This is a genomic window from Lysinibacillus sp. FSL M8-0216 (assembly GCF_038595555.1).
Classification (GTDB): domain Bacteria; phylum Bacillota; class Bacilli; order Bacillales_A; family Planococcaceae; genus Lysinibacillus; species Lysinibacillus fusiformis.
This window is the reverse complement of the sequence record NZ_CP152007.1, coordinates 925,473-942,446: the sequence shown is the minus strand read 5'-3', so window position 1 is coordinate 942,446 and position 16,974 is coordinate 925,473. Positions and strand designations below refer to the sequence as shown.

The window sequence follows — 16,974 nt, the reverse complement described above, 5'->3', positions numbered from 1 at the left end:
TTACTCAGCAGCCTTTTTAGCAAAGGTTGTGTTCACAAGTTTTTCATACTCCACGCGTTGAGGAAGTTCACCTGCTTCCTCCATAATTGTTTGCAAGTTATCCCACTCCCCCTCATCGAGGATAGGGTCTGATGCATAGGAGCCTTGTGCTTTATAACGCTCGATTACTGTTTCGATAACCGCAACATCTACATTCTCAAAATAAGGTTGAATAATTTTTGCCACTTCTGCGGCACTTTCATTCTGTACAAAATCTTGTGCCCGTTGTAAGGCATTTGTAAAGGCTTGAACTGTCTTCTCATCATCCTTTAAATAACTACTTTTCGCCATATAGGACGTGTAAGGCAAATTACCAGACTCTGTACCGAAAGATGCTACAATATAGCCTTTCCCCTCTTTTTCAAATACGCTAGCAGTTGGTTCAAATAACTGTACATAATCACCAGTACCTGAAGCAAAAGCAGTGGCTATATTTGCAAAATCAATATTTTGAATAAGGGTTAAATCATGAACAGGGTCAATGCCGTGCTTCTTCAGCACAAATTCACCTGCCATTTGCGGCATCCCACCTTTACGCTGCCCTAAAAATGTAGAACCCTTCAATTGATCCCATGAAAAATTATCCGTTTTTTCCCTTGCAACTAAAAAAGTACCGTCAGTTTGAGTTAACTGAGCAAAATTCTGAATGGGATCATTCGCCCTTTGTAATGTGACGTAGATTGAAGTTTCCGAACCAACTAAAGCAATATCAATACCATCTGACAGCAATGCCGTCATGGTTTTATCGCCACCTGCTATCGTTTGTAGCTCTACAGAAAGACCTTCATCCTCGAAGAATCCTTTTTCAAGCGCTACATATTGAGGCGCATAAAATATCGAACGAGTTACTTCTCCAACTTTGACTTTTTCTAGCTCTGCTTTATTACATGCCGTCAAAGAAAGGAGTAACAAAGCAATGACACCTAATAGAAAACCTTTTGTAAGCCAACGCATTCCCTTTCCTCCTTGATGTGATGAAAATAAGCCTATCGACATTAACTTATTCACATCAGAAGAATTCGGTGCCAACCAATTTATGTTGATTTTACAATTGTGTAGGATCAGCTATGCCAAATAGGATTTTTGAAAAAGTTTTTTAGTTATATAAGAAAACAGCCTTAGCGACTATTGCGCTAAGGCTGTTTGATAAACGATAAAAGTTCTTATTATAAAATACGTACTACCTTTTATTGATTGGCAGCTTGTTGCTCTTCTCTTTTTTCACGCCATAATCTTGTTTTATAAACTATTAAAATTAAGGCGGCTACAATCAAACCTTCAATCATTGGCAAGAATAGAGCAAAGAAGGTTAGCATGATACAACCTACAAAGAGGAACGCATAAATAATAATGTTTTGAGATAGTTTTAATTTCTTGGCAAAGCCTAGCTTATAGACAATGGCAGAAAGTGCAAATACAAGAAGAAATACAACATAGCCTGCAATTTCATAGCTTGGTAAATTTTCATATAAAAATCTCGTTATACCCGCCATTCTTCCAAAAACTCTTGTTGTTTCCTCGGAACTTGTCTGTGCAGCAACTTGAATAACATTTAGTTCACCCAATAAAGCGGACTTAATATCCAAGACTCCTCTTCCTTTCATGTCAGCGAAAATTATTGTTCTGCGTTACGTAATTTTTTCGCTGCTTTCTCACGTTCATTTTTATCTAGAATTTTTTTACGCAGACGAATAGATTCTGGTGTGATTTCTAAATACTCATCATCACCTAGGTATTCAAGTGCTTCTTCTAAAGATAAAATACGTGGTTTTTTAATAACATTCGTTTGGTCTTTATTCGCTGAACGAATGTTTGTTTTTTGTTTCATTTTTGTGATGTTTACAGTGATATCAGCGTCACGAGTATTTTCTCCAACGATCATACCTTCGTAAATATCTGTACCTGGCTCTAAGAACAGTGTACCACGATCTTCAATTTGCATCATACCATAAGTTGTTGATTTACCAGTTTCCATAGAAACTAGTACACCTTGGTGACGTCCACCAATTTTACCTGGTAGTAATGGTTGGTAGCAATCAAACGTATGGTTAATAATACCAAAACCTTTTGTCATCGACATGAATTCAGTCGTATAACCGATCAAACCACGAGCTGGTACTAAGAACGTTAAACGAACTTGACCACTTCCGTTATTTACCATATCAAGCATTTCACCTTTACGTGTACCAATTGATTCAATAATTGAACCAACATTTTCTTCCGGTACATCGATTTGAACGCGTTCGAATGGTTCACATTTTACGCCATCGATTTCACGCACGATTACTTGAGGTTTAGATACTTGTAATTCGAAACCTTCACGGCGCATATTTTCAATAAGGATTGATAGGTGAAGCTCACCACGACCTGAAACTGTCCAAGCATCTGGAGAATCAGTATCTTCAACACGTAAAGATACGTCCGTTTGTAATTGAGCACGTAAACGCTCTTCTACTTTACGAGAAGTAACCCATTTCCCTTCACGACCAGCGAATGGAGAGTTGTTTACTAAGAATGTCATTTGTAAAGTTGGCTCATCGATACGTAATGGTGTAAGTGCTTCTTGGTGCTCAACAGGACAAACTGTTTCACCTACGTTGATATCTTCCATACCTGAAACGGCGATTAAATCACCAGCTTTTGCTGTCTCTACTTCCTCACGTTTTAAACCGAAGAAACCAAAGATTTTCGTTACACGGAAGTTTTTCACTGTACCGTCTAACTTCATCAGTGCAACTTGTTGTCCTACAGAAATTGTTCCACGGAATACGCGACCAATTCCGATACGTCCAACGAAGTCATTATAGTCAAGTAAAGCTACTTGGAATTGTAATGGGTCTTCTGAGTTATCAACTGGTGCTGGGATAGATTCAATAACTTTTTCAAATAGACATTTCATATTTTCTTCTTGTTTAGATGGATCAGCGTCTAAAGAAGCTGTACCATTTACACCTGAAGCATAAACAACAGGGAAGTCTAATTGATCGTCATCTGCACCCAACTCGATAAATAATTCAAGTACTTCATCTACTACTTCTAGTGGACGAGCTGAATCTTTGTCTACTTTATTTACGACTACGATTGGTGTTAGACGTTGTTCTAATGCTTTTTTCAATACGAAACGTGTTTGAGGCATACAACCTTCATACGCATCGACAACTAGTAAAACGCCGTCTACCATTTTTAAAATACGTTCTACCTCACCACCGAAGTCAGCGTGTCCAGGCGTATCAAGGATGTTGATACGAGTTCCTTCATAGTTTACTGCTGTATTTTTAGCTAAAATCGTAATACCACGTTCGCGTTCAATATCATTAGAGTCCATTGCACGTTCTTCAACACGTTCGTTTGAACGGAATGTACCTGATTGTTTTAGTAATTGGTCGACTAGGGTAGTTTTACCATGGTCAACGTGGGCGATTATTGCGATATTGCGAAGATCTTGACGTAAGTTTGTCATTATTCCACTCCATATTCTTTTTTCGAATGTTTAACTGTGATATTATAGCACAAGAAGGATAGAAATGTCCTTATTAGAATTTACATCATTCTAAAAAATATATATGAATTATAAATTTTTTATATAGGAGGCTAGGCTATGAATCGTGCAAAATTCGTAATGGCTATTTATGCATTAGCAGCTGTTTTAGCAATGTGCTCAATTGGCTATTCAGTGGCGGCTAGTAGTGTATTTGGTGCAATAGCAGGTATTGTGGCTACTTGTGTCATTTTCATGACAGCCTTTAAAATGAAGCGAAAACTGCGTATGCAAGGGTTACTGTAGTTAAAAAAAGGAGCTGTCTAGTAAATAGACGGCTCCTTTTTATTCATAAGGTACAATATATTTTTCCAATAATTCTTTGTGAATGGAAGGATTGGCGATAATAAAAGTATCTTGATGTAAGAAGTCAAAGCCTTCTCCGTGCAAGTTTGTGGCAATGGCCCCAACCTCTTGAGCAATAATGGTACCACCTGCTATATCCCACGGTGATAGACGCATGGAAACATAAGCATCCAACTTCCCACTAACAACAAATGCGATTTCCATGCAAGCTGAGCCATATGAACGTGTGCCCCGAACTTTGCGGACCATCTCAATGACCTTTTCGTGATGAATATGTCGATTAGGAGCTACCCAATGTGCATTGATACCAATGACTGATTCCTCCATCGTAACAGATTGAAGTTTCCGCAGTGGAGAATCGTTATACCACGCGCCTTGGCCTTCAATCGCATAAAATAAATCCTCGCGCATGACATCAAATATGTACCCTAACTTACCTACCCCATTAATAAAAATACCAATAGAAATCATAAAGTGACGATGCTGTTTAACAAAATTCATCGTGCCGTCTATAGGGTCAATAATCCAAACTACACCATCTAATGACTCTACCTTTTCCCCCATTCCTTCTTCGCCTAAAATTTTGTGGGCAGGATTAAAAGCTTTAATTTGGTCGATAAAAAATAACTCGGTCTCTCGGTCAATATTTGTTACCAGGTCATTGGCACCTGATTTTGTCTCGATCACTAAATTATACGAAAAAGCTTCTCGAATACGTCTTCCAGCTTCAAAGATTATACTTTTCGCAAATTCATCCATTTGTTGTAAATCCAATTAAAACCCACCCTTCGAATATAAGAAAAAGCCTTTACTTTCCTCACACTTTATTCATAAATTTTACCTTGTCCATTGTCTTTAATGCGATATACAACATGAACTTCAAAAAATACTGAAATTCTTTACGCTATGATATAGTATCTATTTTACCCTTTGTTACAATAAAAATCACCTGCTGTCGGAATATTCAGCAAGTGATTTTTTAAATGGGTATAAAATTTTGATTACGCATAGGCGTGGAAGCTTTCAAGTTCCATCTGGATTTCTCCAAGACGTTTTTTACTTTTTTCAATTTCAATATCATTTTTTTCATTCATCGCTGCAAAAAGCGAAGCTAATTCATAATCTAATTCTAATTGTAAAATGTGTTCATATTGCTTTTCAATGTCAACTTTACGTATAATTTTTACGATTGGTTTCATAAAAACACTTCCTTTTTTAAATTTTTTTACAAAAACTTTTCAAATTCGATAAAGTTCTTGTTATAAGATTTTTTCCCAAAATCAGCGTAAAATAAACCTTATAAAACGAAAGGAGCAAAATAAAATTGCCGAAAATAAAGTGGACAAACAAAGATTTTAATGTTTTTAAAATAGATGGTTTAGAACAAAGAATGGATGCATTAAACGATCATGTACGCCCAAAATTCCATCAGCTTGGTGATGATTTTGCTGCCTATTTCTCAAGCCAGCTAGTTGAAGAATTCTTCCCTCATGTTGCCAAACACGCTAGAAGAACTGTCAACCCTCCAAAAGATAGTTGGGTTGCCTTCGCACCATATAAAAGAGGTTATAAATCATTGCCTCACTTTCAGATTGGTCTATGGCACTCACATTTATTCATCGTCTTAGCTATTATTTATGAAGCTCCTCAAAAAAATGTGATGGCTGAACGTTTACTCGCTCATCAATCCTTATTTGAGCAGCTACCTGGTGACTTTATTGTGTCAGGTGACCATATGTCCCCAGAGGCCATTTCACTTGAAGAAGCGAAAGAAGACAAGCTTGAGGCACTACTTTTACGTCTGCGAGATGTAAAAAAAGGTGAGTTTTTAATTGGTCGTCATATTCCAAAAGAGCAAGCAATAAAATTATCAGCCAGTGAATTCCACCAGTTAACGGAGCAAACATTCAACAGCTTACTACCTTTTTACAACGTCATTGTTGGTAAGGATTTAAAATAAGCTTTAATCTCATGTTATTTGTTGAAGTAGTGTATGCAAAATGTCGTTTTTTAACACAAAAAAATAAAAAGCGGATGTGAGTTGTTCTCACATCCACTTTTTTATCGATTTTTTTTAGGGACTATTTTTATCATTGTACCATCTGCGGCTTCTTTTGTTTGCTTAACAACAGGATAGCTTATATAGCCACTCGCCTCTTCAAATTCACGAAATATTGTTTTTTCCTCCGCTTGTGAAGGAACAATTTCCTTAAAGCGACGATATTTAGCCATCATGACCTCACGCTTGATGCCCTTTTCATGAGCTTGTTCAATCCCTTCAAAAAATTGAACAACGTCCACAATCTCCTCTGTAGACCAATCTGTTGAAAACGGATAAGAATATTCCATTCGACAAAACCACCTTTACATTATTGCCCCCATTTTAACCGGATACTTTCCGCTTCTGCAACCATTCGATTGATTAATTCCTCAACAGTAGGAATATCATGAATCATCCCTGTCACTTGTCCAGCCCAACCAAAGCCTTGTTCTTGTTCACCATCATAAATAAAACGCTTATTCGCTGAACCACTTATATATTCCTTTAACGCTTCGTAGGTTGGCTCTTTTTCTTCAATTTCTAAAATTTTTGCCGTAAACTCATTACGTAAAGCACGAGCTGGTGCACCGATAGTACGTTTTATGATCGTCGTATCAGCCTCTGTGCTTGCTAATAGTGCCTCTTTATAAGCTGCGGAAGCATCAACACATTCCTTTGTTGCAATAAAACGAGTACCCATTTCAATTCCTTCAGCTCCCAGTGCATGGGCAGCCATCCAGCCTCGGCCATCGCCAATTCCACCTGAAGCAATCACTGGGATTTTCACACTATCAACAACCTGTGGGACGAGCACCATCGTACCTACATCATCCCTACCAAGATGTCCGCCACCCTCTTGTCCAACAACCATTACAGCATCTGCTCCAAGCTGTTCAGCTTTTTGCGCTTGTCTACGTGCAGCTACAAGTACCAATTTTTTAATATCTGTTTCTGCTAATAAATCAAAAATGGGTGCAGGATTACCACCAGTCATCGTTACAACAGGTACTTCTTCTTCCACTGCAACGCCAACCATTTCCTCATAGCCTGTACCATGCATACCAATAGCAAAGTTTACGCCAAAAGGCTTATCTGTTAATGTTCGTACTTTATGAATCTCCGCTCGCAATAAGTCAGGGCTTCGTAAACTCATAGCTGTGATTTGACCTAACCCTCCAGCATTCGACACAGCCGCCGCTAAATCAGCATAGGCTAAATACGCTAAACCGCCTTGAATAATTGGGTATTTCACTTGTAAAAGCTCTGTCACCCGTGTATTCCAACTCATAATACCTCCCCCTTCATTCGGTATTAATTTCTCGATATCCTTAAAAAATCCTTTTATTTTTTATGAAAAGTCTATTTTTTCGTGTCGTTAGGTGCTATAATTCATTTGTTTTCTTAGATAATTTAAAGTGAGGTGGTACCTGCGTTGTCACAACTAGAGACTCCATTGTTCGACGTATTACTTAAACATCGGAACAGACATCCTATTCAGTTCCATATTCCAGGCCATAAGAAAGGGCAAGGGATGGACCCTGCTTTCCGAGAATTCGTCGGCGACAACGTTTTATCAATTGATTTAATTAATATTGCTCCACTAGACGATTTACATTCACCAAAGGGTGCTATTAAAGAAGCGCAAAATCTTGCAGCAGAAGCTTTTGGTGCTGATCATACATTCTTTTCCGTTCAAGGTACTAGTGGCGCCATCATGACGATGATTCTGACCGTCGTTGGTCCAGGTGATAAGATTCTAGTGCCGCGGAATGTCCATAAATCTATTATGTCGGCGATAGTTTTCGCTGGTGCAATTCCAATTTTTATTCATCCTGAAGTCGATAGTGAATACGGGATTTCTCATGGCATATCCCCTGAGGCCGTCGAAAAAGCATTAAATGCTTATCCTGATACAAAAGCTGTGCTAGTTATTAATCCAACTTATTATGGCTTCACAGCAGATTTAAAACGCATTGTCGAAATCACTCATAGCCGTGATATTCCAGTAGTAGTAGATGAAGCACATGGTGTACACATTAAATTCCATGATGACCTTCCCTATTCAGCAATGGAGGCAGGTGCCGACATGGCTGCTACAAGTGTTCATAAGCTTGGTGGTTCTATGACACAAACGTCCATTTTAAATGTTCGAGAAGGACTTGTTTCAGCAAAACGCGTACAAGCTGTTTTTTCTATGCTAACAACGACATCAACATCTTATCCATTGCTCGCTTCCCTTGACACAGCTCGACGTCAATTAGCGATTCACGGATATGATTTAATTGACGATGCATTACGTTTAGCAAAGGATGCTCGTAAACGAATCAACCAAATCCCACATTTAAAATGTGCAGGCAAGGAAAAACTACATTCATCCGCTACTTATGATATGGACCCTTTGAAACTTCTTATTAGCGTCAAGGATTTGGGTATTTCTGGGCATAGAGCTGAGGAATGGTTACGTTATAACGCCAATATCGAAGTAGAATTGTCTGACCTTTACAATATTTTATGTTTAGTGACATTAGGAGATACGAAAAAAGAAATTAATCTTTTAGTCAATGCATTATCTCGTATGTCAAAAGCATTTGATTCAGAAGCGGCTATCACAGAAGCTGTCGTGAATGTCCCAGATATTCCAGCGCTAGCTATGTCACCTCGTGATGCATTTTATGCTGATACTGAGGTAGTTCCACTTGCTGAAGCAGATAACTGTATTTGTGCAGAATTTATTATGGTATATCCTCCTGGAATTCCAATTTTTATTCCCGGGGAAATAATTACTCAAGAAAATATTCATTATATTCAAATGAATATTGAGGCGGGTTTACCCGTTCAGGGACCAGAGGATTCAACATTAAAAACGATTCGTGTTATTAAAGAAAGAAAACCTATTATTTAATCTTAAAAGCTAGCTCTTCTTGAAGAGCTAGCTTTTTCATTATTTATAAAAAGCAGAGGTTAGTATCAATATAATCGGAAAAGCTAACTACCAATAATGCCATAAAAAATCTCCAACTGTTTTAACGAAAACCGTAGCTACTTTAGAAAATTTCTCTTTCACATTTAATAAAATTATCTATATCAGGATAACCTTTTCCTAACTGCCATTTAGACACAGCCTGCCTTGAAATATTATAAATACTCTACCACTTCATCCTGAGTATAGTGATGCTGTTCCCTTAATTTCTTTAAACGATTTTCAAAATCATCCGTATTATTTATTACAAAATAGATCGCAATTAAATATGCAACGAGCATTTATTAGTTGATTTTATAAGCTAAAAGTTAGAATAACAAATGCACATTATCTACAATAGAGAAAAGGAGGAATGATTCATGAATACATGGAATCAACGTTTTCTAGAATCTGAATACGTTTATGGCGAACAACCAAATGCCTTTATTAAAGATTATGTATCTTTTTTGAAAGAATCCCCTAATATCGCAGCCTATGCTGAAGGTGAAGGGCGCAATGCTGTTTTTTTAGCCTCTAAGGGCCATACTGTCACTGCCTATGATTATGCACAAAGTGGTCTTGCGAAAACAGAAGAATTAGCCCAGAAACAGCATGTGTCAGTTCAAACTAGGCTAACCGATTTACTACTGGATGAGCTTCCTGTGGAGAAATATGATGCGGCTATTATGGTTTTTGGTCATTTTCCATTGCAACAACAGCAGGCAGTCATCCAAAAGATTATCGATTCAGTGAAGCAAGGCGGACGGATTATGATGGAATTATATTCTATTTATCAGCTCGCCTATGCGTCTGGTGGTCCACAGCAGCTTGATTTTTTATATGACCCAAAAGATATCCTGCAATGGTGTGAGCCACACAAAATTATCCATTTCTTTACAGGTGAGCAAATACGCCATGAAGGAGCGTTACACACTGGACTAGCCCATACCATTCAATTCATTATTGAGAAAAAATAAATGAGTTGTCTCTAAACAGTTGAGACAACTCCTAAAGTGAAAATTTTTATAAAAATAAATACACAAATAATGGACAGAAAAATGCCCCAATAATAGCCGTTAAGCCCATTGATAATGAACCAACTGATAATTCCTGTTCTCCATATTCCCTTAATTTCACAAGTCCTACACCATGCGAGGCACTGCCCACTGCCACCCCTCTACTAACGGCCGAGTCGATTTTGCCATATTTAATAACTAAAGGACCAATAATAGCTCCTACAAACCCTGCTATCATGACAAAAACAGCTGTTAGTGGCGGAATACCCCCTATTGTTTCGCTGACCTGCATTCCAACAGGCGTCGTTAAAGATTTAGGCAAGGCTGTCAGCATCCAACTAGATTTTACACCAATCCATTTTAACAGCACGAAAATAGTCACTAATCCTGTCACCATGCCGATGAAGAGCCCTGATAAAATAGAATATTTATATTTGATAATAGTAGCTCGTTGATTATAAAGAGGATAGGCAAGTGCGACTACAGCTGGCCCAAGCATTTTCTGAAGCCATTCTCCACCCACCATATATGTAGAATATGGAATATTAAATATTAGTAAAATCACTGCACTAACAACTGTAGTCGTGACTAAAGGAATCATAATAGGATGCGGAAATCGCTGATAAAGCTTCGTAAATAATATGAACATAATGATGGTGCTCAGGACAACAATTGCTTCAATCAACCGTTAACTCACCCTTTCCTTCTTCAAGAATAGACTCCGTTCCTTCCTTTTTCTTTAATTCTTTCTTCTCAATTAGTTGCGTCAGTAATCCTGTGACATAAATAGAGATTAATGTACTAGCAATAACGGCTAGAATGATAAGCAAGCCAGTGATTGACATGAGTTCTGGGTAATCAATAACGCCCACTGTTGCTGGTATGAAAAACAGCGTTAAAACGCCAATTAAAAAACTTGCACCATCTTGAATATATTCAACCTTAATGATTTTAAAAATGAGTGAAAGTACTAATAACAGTAATCCAATGACACTTCCTGGAAGCGGTATGTGTAAATAAGTAACAATTCCTACTCCCATATAATAAAAAATGGTCAGTATGCCGATTTGAACAATAATCCGAACAACTCTCAACAACATCGCAGCAAAATTTTCGTTCAACATTTCGCTACTTTTCACCCCCTATATCGTTCATTCTACATCTGTAGGAATTTTCTGTCTATTGTAATTTTAGAAAAATAATAATCAGCATCAGAAAGAGCTAAGTTCCATATTCCCAAAAATCACATGTATACATATATAGTGTTTTCATCGATATTTAGGGTAATTTGTCACTCGGACTATTCAAATAGCGTTCTTTCCTTATTATGAATATCCACCACCTATCGCCTTTAAATTTTCATCACTAGCTAGCAAATTTCAGAAATTTTATATATAATCGAAAATTACAAAAGATACTCATTTTTCAAACAATACTATAATTTCCATAATACACAATAAGGTGGGATCTTCTATTATCCTTAAAACATTAAAACTCCAAACTCGCTTTGCTTATTACAGTAGCTTTTTAATTTTTCTTATCGTCACTTTAGCTGGTTTACTTTTTTACGTAACGATTTCTGATGCACTGCAAACACAAATTGGTAATCGAGCACTATACTTGGCGGAAACAACTGCTAGTAGGGGCGACGTTATAGAAGCCTTTCACACTGACAACCCGTCAAAAAGTCTGCAAACAATTAGCGATGATATTATGGACGCTGCAAAAGCCACGTATGTTGTAATCGGTGATAAAAATGGCATTCGCTACACCCACCCTCTCGCCGATCGTATTGGCAAATCGATGGTTGGTGATGATAACGACAAAGCATTGATCAACGGTGAATCTTATATTTCAATTGCCGATGGTTCAATGGGACAATCTATTCGTGGAAAAGCGCCTATCGTTGATAGTAATGGAGCCATTTTAGGAGTTGTGTCCATTGGCTATTTAACGAGTGAATTAGATAACTTATATTTTTTATACTTGGATAATATTTTTTATACGATCATTATTGCACTCACCATTGGAATTATCGGCTCCATTATTTTATCCCGGAATATTAAAAAGCAAATTTTTAATTTGGAGCCAAATGAAATTGCCAATCTATTAACAGAAAAAAATACTTTAATAGAATCCGTGCGGGAAGCTATTATTACGGTCAATGATAAAGGTGAAATTACAACGTTAAACAACGCCGCCGCCAATATCTTAAATTTACCCGATGCTGCTTCTATTATTGGCGATAATATTAAGCAACATATTCCAAATACACATCTACTGAATGTATTGATGAATGGTGAAAAACAGCTTGATAAATTGATGATTGTCAACGGTGATGAAATTATTGTCAACCGCGTTCCTATGAAGGTGAAAGGTAAAATTGTCGGTGCTGTAGCAAGTTTCCGGCTACAATCAGAAATTGAGCAAATGGCGATTGAATTATCACAAGTAAAACAATATACAGAAGCTTTACGTGCACAAACACATGAGTTTAATAATATCCTTTATACCGTTTCTGGCCTTATTCAATTAAATGCATCCGATGAGGCTTTAACAATTATTCATAAAGAGGTACAAGGACATTCCTCTTTAACACAATTTATTACAAATCGTGTTAAAGACCCATTCTTAAATGGTTTAATTATCGGATTTTTTAATCGTGCGCGTGAATTAAAGATTCAGCTGATATTTGATGAGGATAGTTATTTAGATATCTTTCCTGAAAATATAGAAAAAGGCCTTATTATTTCGATTATGGGTAATTTACTAACCAATGCTTTTGAAGAGGTCGAAAAAAATAAAGAGCAACGGCCTATAGTAAGGCTTTTTATATTTGATAATGGAGAAGAAATCATTTTTGAGGTCGAGGATTCTGGCAATGGCATAGCACAAGAAAAACTAGATGTATTGTTTTCAGAAAATATTTCAACAAAAGATAGGAAGCATCGAGGCTATGGGTTAAGGAAAGTAATTTCCAGCATCCAAGATTTAAATGGCACACTCGCTCTTGGGGAAGGCGATTTAGGAGGTGCCCTATTTATCGTATCTATTAGTAAAAGGGGGATTATTAACAATGACTAATATCGAAGTACTAGTAATTGAAGACGATGTACGTGTAGCAGATGTACATCGTCGTTTTTTAGATAAAATTGAAGGATTTACAGTAATTGCGTGTGCAAACACTGGAGAAGAAGCTTTAGATTGGCTACAATCATTTTCACCACAGCTAATATTACTCGATGTATTTTTACCAGATATATTAGGTGTGGATTTAATCGATAAAATCAATACAATTAGTCCAACTAGTAGCATTATTTTGATTACTGCTGCCACAGAGGCTCACATTGTACAAAAAGCGTATCGTAAAAATGTTACAGACTATATTTTAAAGCCATTTACATTTGATCAATTAAAAGAAAGTATAGAAAAATTCCGTTACAAACATCTACTACTCCAAAATAATGAGAAATTTACACAAGAAAAGCTTCAATACCTTTGGCCAAAAGCGACTTCATCCATCTCTGAAGATACACAGCTACTATTACCAAAAGGCATTGATTTAACAACGATGAATCATGTCATCAACTATTTAAGTACAATGAAAGGTGGTAGTACAGCTGAACTGTTAGGGAAAAATATTGGTGTAAGTCGTTCCACTGCTCGCCGTTATTTAGAATTTTTAGTCACACAAAAGCAGGCCTATATTGAGCTAACTTATGGCACAGTTGGTCGTCCTGAACGACGATACTTTATTTTCTCATAAACTTTATGCACAAAATGACGTTAATCCACAATATCACCACAATATTTTAACAATTCTGATATAAGTTATAGTTATGATAGCGCTCGATTGATAGCGCTATCATTTTATTTTTAAGGAGGATTTTTATGTGGAGAAAGATTTCAAAAGTTATGATAGCTGGCTTACTATTTACTAGTTTAGTTGGTTGTTCTTCATCAAATGGAGAAACAGCTGATGGAAAGCAAGCAAGTAATTATCCGAAAAGTAATATTACCATTGTTGCTCCATCAGGTGCGGGCGGTGGTTGGGATTTAACAGCTCGTGCAGTAGCAAAAACAATGAATGATACAGGTTTAATTAATAAATCGATTCAAGTCGAAAACAAGCCTGGTGGTGGTGGCGCTGCCTTTATGGCAACATTTGCTACAAAGGAAGCAAGCAATGATTATATGTTAATGGTTAAATCACCGCCAATTCTTATTAATCATGAAAAAGCTGAAGGAAATAGTAAATTTGGCTACAAGGACACTACGCCTTTAGCACAATTAACGCGTGACTATGGTGCAATTGTTGTTAAAGAGGATTCGCCATTCCAAACGCTTGAAGATGTATTAAATGCCCTAAAAGATTCGCCAAAAGATGTTACGTTAGCAGGTGGCTCTGCACCAGGCTCTATGGATCATCTAGTGGGGATTATCCCCGCCTATAAAGCCGGTATAGACTTAAAAACAATTAAATACGTTTCTTACGATGGTGGTGGTGAAGCTGTAACCGCATTACTAGGCGGCAACGCTGATGTCATAGCAACAGATGCTTCCACAATCGCTACTTATGTTAAATCAGGAGATGTACGCGTATTAGCCGTAAGTTCCTCTGAGCGATTAGAAGGTGAGCTAGCAGAAGTTCCTACATTTAAAGAGGCTGGTATTGATGAAGAATTTACTATATGGCGTGGTATTTTTGGTCCAAAAAATATGAGTGAAGATGCGGTTACCTACTGGTCCGAAAAATTACAAGCAATGTCTGAATCAGAAGAATGGCAAGCTGAGGTGACACGTAATGGCTGGCAAGCAGAATACCGAAATGCAGAGGAATTTACCACATATCTAGACAATCAAAATAAAATCATCGTAGAACTACTGACAGCTCTTGGTATGCAAAAGTAAAGAATAGACTGTGTTGCAAAAGAGCACAAGTATTTCCATCCAATAAGATCTACTTGTGCAACCTACATTTATTATCAACGGAGGTGTAAACGATTGAATTACACATTTGATAAAACATTTAGCATTATCCTATTAGCTGTTAGCATTTTATTTATATTTCAAGCAACGCAAATTTCTGATAGTGCTTATGGATCTACAGTCGGTCCTAAAATATTTCCACTAGGTTTAGGTATTATTTTAGGTTTATTAAGTCTTCAACTATTTTATGAATCATGGAAAAATGCTGTAAGGGAGCGAATCATAGGAGGACCCACTGCACCTTCTAAAACCTCCTCTACTGAGCTCAAGAAATTTTTAATCATTTTTGGTAGTGCGATTGCCTATGTATTCTTCCTAGAAAAAATAGGCTATGTGATCACAACGTTTTTATTTTTATGTATTAGCTTCCAAACGATGGAACGAGCAAAGCTTATTTATTCAATCATTATTGCAGCTGGATTTTCAATTGGTGTCTATTATTTATTTACAAGTTTACTAGGCGGTTCATTGCCTAGCTTCCCAACTTTTTAATGTAAAGGAGTGAACATATGTCGACATTGCAATTTTTAGCTGATGGATTTGCGATTGCTTTTCAATGGCAAAATCTTTTATTCGCTCTTGTCGGTGTCATAATTGGAACAGCGGTTGGTGTCCTTCCTGGCATAGGTCCAATGAGCGGCGTTGCTTTATTAATCCCAGTAACGGCAACCATTACAGCGGGATTACCTACGGAGGCCGCCGCTACGAGCTCAATTATCTTACTTGCAGGGGTTTACTATGGAGCCATGTATGGTGGTTCAACAACTTCGATTCTATTAAATACACCTGGTGAATCCTCATCAGTTGTTACAACATTGGATGGCTACCAAATGGCTAAGCAAGGACGTGCCGGAAGTGCTCTTTCCATTGCAGCCATTGGTTCATTTTGTGCTGGTGTTATAGCATTACTTGGTCTAATACTATTAGCGAATCCATTATCAAAATTAGCACTTAAATTTGGACCAGCAGAATACTTTTCATTAATGCTACTAGGGCTTGCTGCAGTAAGTGGACTTGCAGGCCGCTCTATTACAAAAGCTTTAATTATGACCGCCTTAGGACTGATGCTCGGGACAGTTGGTATTGATGCCGTATCTGGTATCGAACGCTTTACATTTGGTCAGCCCATGCTGTTCTCGGGTATTGAATTTTTAACAATTGCTGTTGGTTTATTCGCGTTAGGGGAAGTATTTAAAACGATTCTTGAAAGAGATGAAGAAGATGGTCAATTAGCAAAAATTAATCGTGTATTACCAACAAAGCAGGATTTAAAGGAAAGCGCTATTCCTATTGCTCGCGGTTCACTACTAGGATTTTTCATTGGCGTTTTACCTGGTGCAGGCGCAACACTTGCCTCATTCTTTTCTTATATTACCGAAAAGAAATTCAGTAAGACACCTGAGAAGTTTGGAAAAGGCCATATTGCCGGTGTTGCTGGACCTGAATCAGCGAACAATGCTGCATCAGGAGGCGCAATGATTCCATTGCTAACATTAGGTATCCCCGGTTCAGGTACAACTGCTATTTTAATGGGTGCACTTATTATGTATAATATTCAGCCAGGTCCATTATTATTTGAAGAGCATCCTCAAGTCGCTTGGGGATTAATTGCCAGTATGTTTATAGGAAACTTAATGTTATTAGCATTAAACATGCCTCTCGTTCGTATCTTTGCAAAAATCATAGAAACACCGAAAAAATATTTATTGCCCATTATTGTTGCAATTTCAATTTTTGGTGTGTATGCCGTACAATTCGCCACTTTTGATTTATTTTTATTATTAGCTTGTGGTGTGCTCGGCTATCTATTTGCCAAAAATGACTATCCAGTGGCACCTTTAGTACTTGCACTTGTACTAGGGCCAATGATTGAAAATAATATGCGTCGTGCATTAACTATATCTAATGGTGACTTTTCTATATTTGTAGCAAAGCCATTGTCATTACTATTTTTAGTAGCTGCTATTTCGTGGTTACTTATACCACTGTTCATGAAAATGCGTGGTAAAAATGTTCTGATTAATGAAGAAGGATAATCATAAAATCCACTACACATTCTATCAATGGAAGTATAGTGGATTTTTCT

The 16,974-nt window shown here is 37.3% G+C and carries 18 protein-coding genes; 9 read left to right on the top strand and 9 right to left on the bottom strand.

What is annotated here, in order from left to right; genetic code table 11:
- The 3 genes from MKX57_RS04315 to typA all read right to left on the bottom strand — a co-directional run bounded on the left by MKX57_RS04315 (position 1) and on the right by typA (position 3,499).
- Positions 1-993 (bottom strand): ABC transporter substrate-binding protein, encoded by a 993-nt coding sequence (locus MKX57_RS04315; RefSeq protein WP_043989678.1) that lies wholly within the window; start codon positions 991-993, stop codon positions 1-3.
- Between the two features lie 233 nt (positions 994-1,226).
- Entirely contained in the window at positions 1,227-1,625 is a 399-nt protein-coding gene (locus MKX57_RS04310) for a YlaH-like family protein (protein ID WP_025113802.1), read from the bottom strand.
- Between the two features lie 29 nt (positions 1,626-1,654).
- Positions 1,655-3,499: a translational GTPase TypA gene (typA, locus tag MKX57_RS04305; protein ID WP_008173982.1), complete on the bottom strand. Its 1,845-nt coding sequence runs from the start codon at positions 3,497-3,499 to the stop codon at positions 1,655-1,657.
- 138 nt (positions 3,500-3,637) lie between these two features.
- On the opposite strand from typA, the gene MKX57_RS04300 reads away from it, so the two are divergent.
- Positions 3,638-3,823 carry a DUF5325 family protein gene (locus MKX57_RS04300; RefSeq protein WP_008173985.1) on the top strand — a complete coding sequence of 62 codons (186 nt, stop codon included), beginning with the start codon at positions 3,638-3,640 and terminating at the stop codon, positions 3,821-3,823.
- 39 nt (positions 3,824-3,862) lie between these two features.
- Here MKX57_RS04300 and MKX57_RS04295 read toward each other — a convergent pair whose 3' ends face one another.
- The gene (locus MKX57_RS04295; RefSeq protein ID WP_008173986.1) at positions 3,863-4,657 is read right to left on the bottom strand and encodes an inositol monophosphatase family protein; all 795 of its coding nucleotides are present in this window, start codon (positions 4,655-4,657) and stop codon (positions 3,863-3,865) included.
- A gap of 227 nt (positions 4,658-4,884) precedes the next feature.
- Positions 4,885-5,082, bottom strand: a complete 198-nt coding sequence (locus tag MKX57_RS04290) for a hypothetical protein (protein WP_008173987.1) — start codon at positions 5,080-5,082, stop codon at positions 4,885-4,887.
- 125 nt (positions 5,083-5,207) lie between these two features.
- On the opposite strand from MKX57_RS04290, the gene MKX57_RS04285 reads away from it, so the two are divergent.
- A complete protein-coding gene (locus MKX57_RS04285) occupies positions 5,208-5,843 on the top strand; it encodes a DUF1054 domain-containing protein (protein WP_090001966.1) in 636 nt (211 codons plus the stop codon).
- Positions 5,844-5,944: 101 nt separating this feature from the next.
- Here the strand turns inward: MKX57_RS04285 and MKX57_RS04280 are convergent, their stop codons facing one another.
- Together MKX57_RS04280 and MKX57_RS04275 are read right to left on the bottom strand one after the other, a co-directional pair.
- Positions 5,945-6,232 carry a UPF0223 family protein gene (locus tag MKX57_RS04280; RefSeq protein ID WP_008173990.1) on the bottom strand — a complete coding sequence of 96 codons (288 nt, stop codon included), beginning with the start codon at positions 6,230-6,232 and terminating at the stop codon, positions 5,945-5,947.
- Between the two features lie 20 nt (positions 6,233-6,252).
- Positions 6,253-7,212, bottom strand: coding sequence for a nitronate monooxygenase family protein (locus MKX57_RS04275; RefSeq protein WP_090001968.1), 960 nt, complete (start codon positions 7,210-7,212; stop codon positions 6,253-6,255).
- 144 nt (positions 7,213-7,356) lie between these two features.
- Between MKX57_RS04275 and MKX57_RS04270 the strand changes: the two genes are divergently transcribed.
- Positions 7,357-8,826, top strand: coding sequence for an aminotransferase class I/II-fold pyridoxal phosphate-dependent enzyme (locus MKX57_RS04270; RefSeq protein ID WP_036123694.1), 1,470 nt, complete (start codon positions 7,357-7,359; stop codon positions 8,824-8,826).
- Positions 8,827-9,263: 437 nt separating this feature from the next.
- A complete protein-coding gene (locus tag MKX57_RS04265; RefSeq protein WP_089985257.1) occupies positions 9,264-9,860 on the top strand; it encodes a class I SAM-dependent methyltransferase in 597 nt (198 codons plus the stop codon).
- 46 nt (positions 9,861-9,906) lie between these two features.
- Here MKX57_RS04265 and MKX57_RS04260 read toward each other — a convergent pair whose 3' ends face one another.
- On the bottom strand, positions 9,907-10,584 hold the full coding sequence (locus MKX57_RS04260) for an LrgB family protein (RefSeq protein ID WP_342550818.1): 678 nt from the start codon (positions 10,582-10,584) through the stop codon (positions 9,907-9,909).
- Positions 10,577-11,023, bottom strand: a complete 447-nt coding sequence (locus tag MKX57_RS04255) for a CidA/LrgA family holin-like protein (RefSeq protein WP_342550817.1) — start codon at positions 11,021-11,023, stop codon at positions 10,577-10,579. The genes MKX57_RS04260 and MKX57_RS04255 overlap by 8 nt, the downstream gene beginning before the upstream one ends.
- Before the next feature lie 337 nt (positions 11,024-11,360).
- Between MKX57_RS04255 and MKX57_RS04250 the strand changes: the two genes are divergently transcribed.
- The 5 genes from MKX57_RS04250 to MKX57_RS04230 all read left to right on the top strand — a co-directional run bounded on the left by MKX57_RS04250 (position 11,361) and on the right by MKX57_RS04230 (position 16,924).
- Positions 11,361-12,983 (top strand): ATP-binding protein, encoded by a 1,623-nt coding sequence (locus MKX57_RS04250; protein WP_171366056.1) that lies wholly within the window; start codon positions 11,361-11,363, stop codon positions 12,981-12,983.
- Positions 12,976-13,665, top strand: a complete 690-nt coding sequence (locus tag MKX57_RS04245; RefSeq protein WP_008174005.1) for a response regulator — start codon at positions 12,976-12,978, stop codon at positions 13,663-13,665. Before MKX57_RS04250 ends, MKX57_RS04245 begins: the two co-directional genes overlap by 8 nt.
- A gap of 125 nt (positions 13,666-13,790) precedes the next feature.
- Positions 13,791-14,810, top strand: coding sequence for a tripartite tricarboxylate transporter substrate binding protein (locus tag MKX57_RS04240; RefSeq protein ID WP_089985253.1), 1,020 nt, complete (start codon positions 13,791-13,793; stop codon positions 14,808-14,810).
- Positions 14,811-14,903: 93 nt separating this feature from the next.
- Positions 14,904-15,380 (top strand): tripartite tricarboxylate transporter TctB family protein, encoded by a 477-nt coding sequence (locus tag MKX57_RS04235; RefSeq protein ID WP_089985251.1) that lies wholly within the window; start codon positions 14,904-14,906, stop codon positions 15,378-15,380.
- A gap of 17 nt (positions 15,381-15,397) precedes the next feature.
- A complete protein-coding gene (locus MKX57_RS04230; RefSeq protein WP_089985249.1) occupies positions 15,398-16,924 on the top strand; it encodes a tripartite tricarboxylate transporter permease in 1,527 nt (508 codons plus the stop codon).
- The last annotated feature ends 50 nt before the right edge of the window (positions 16,925-16,974 follow it).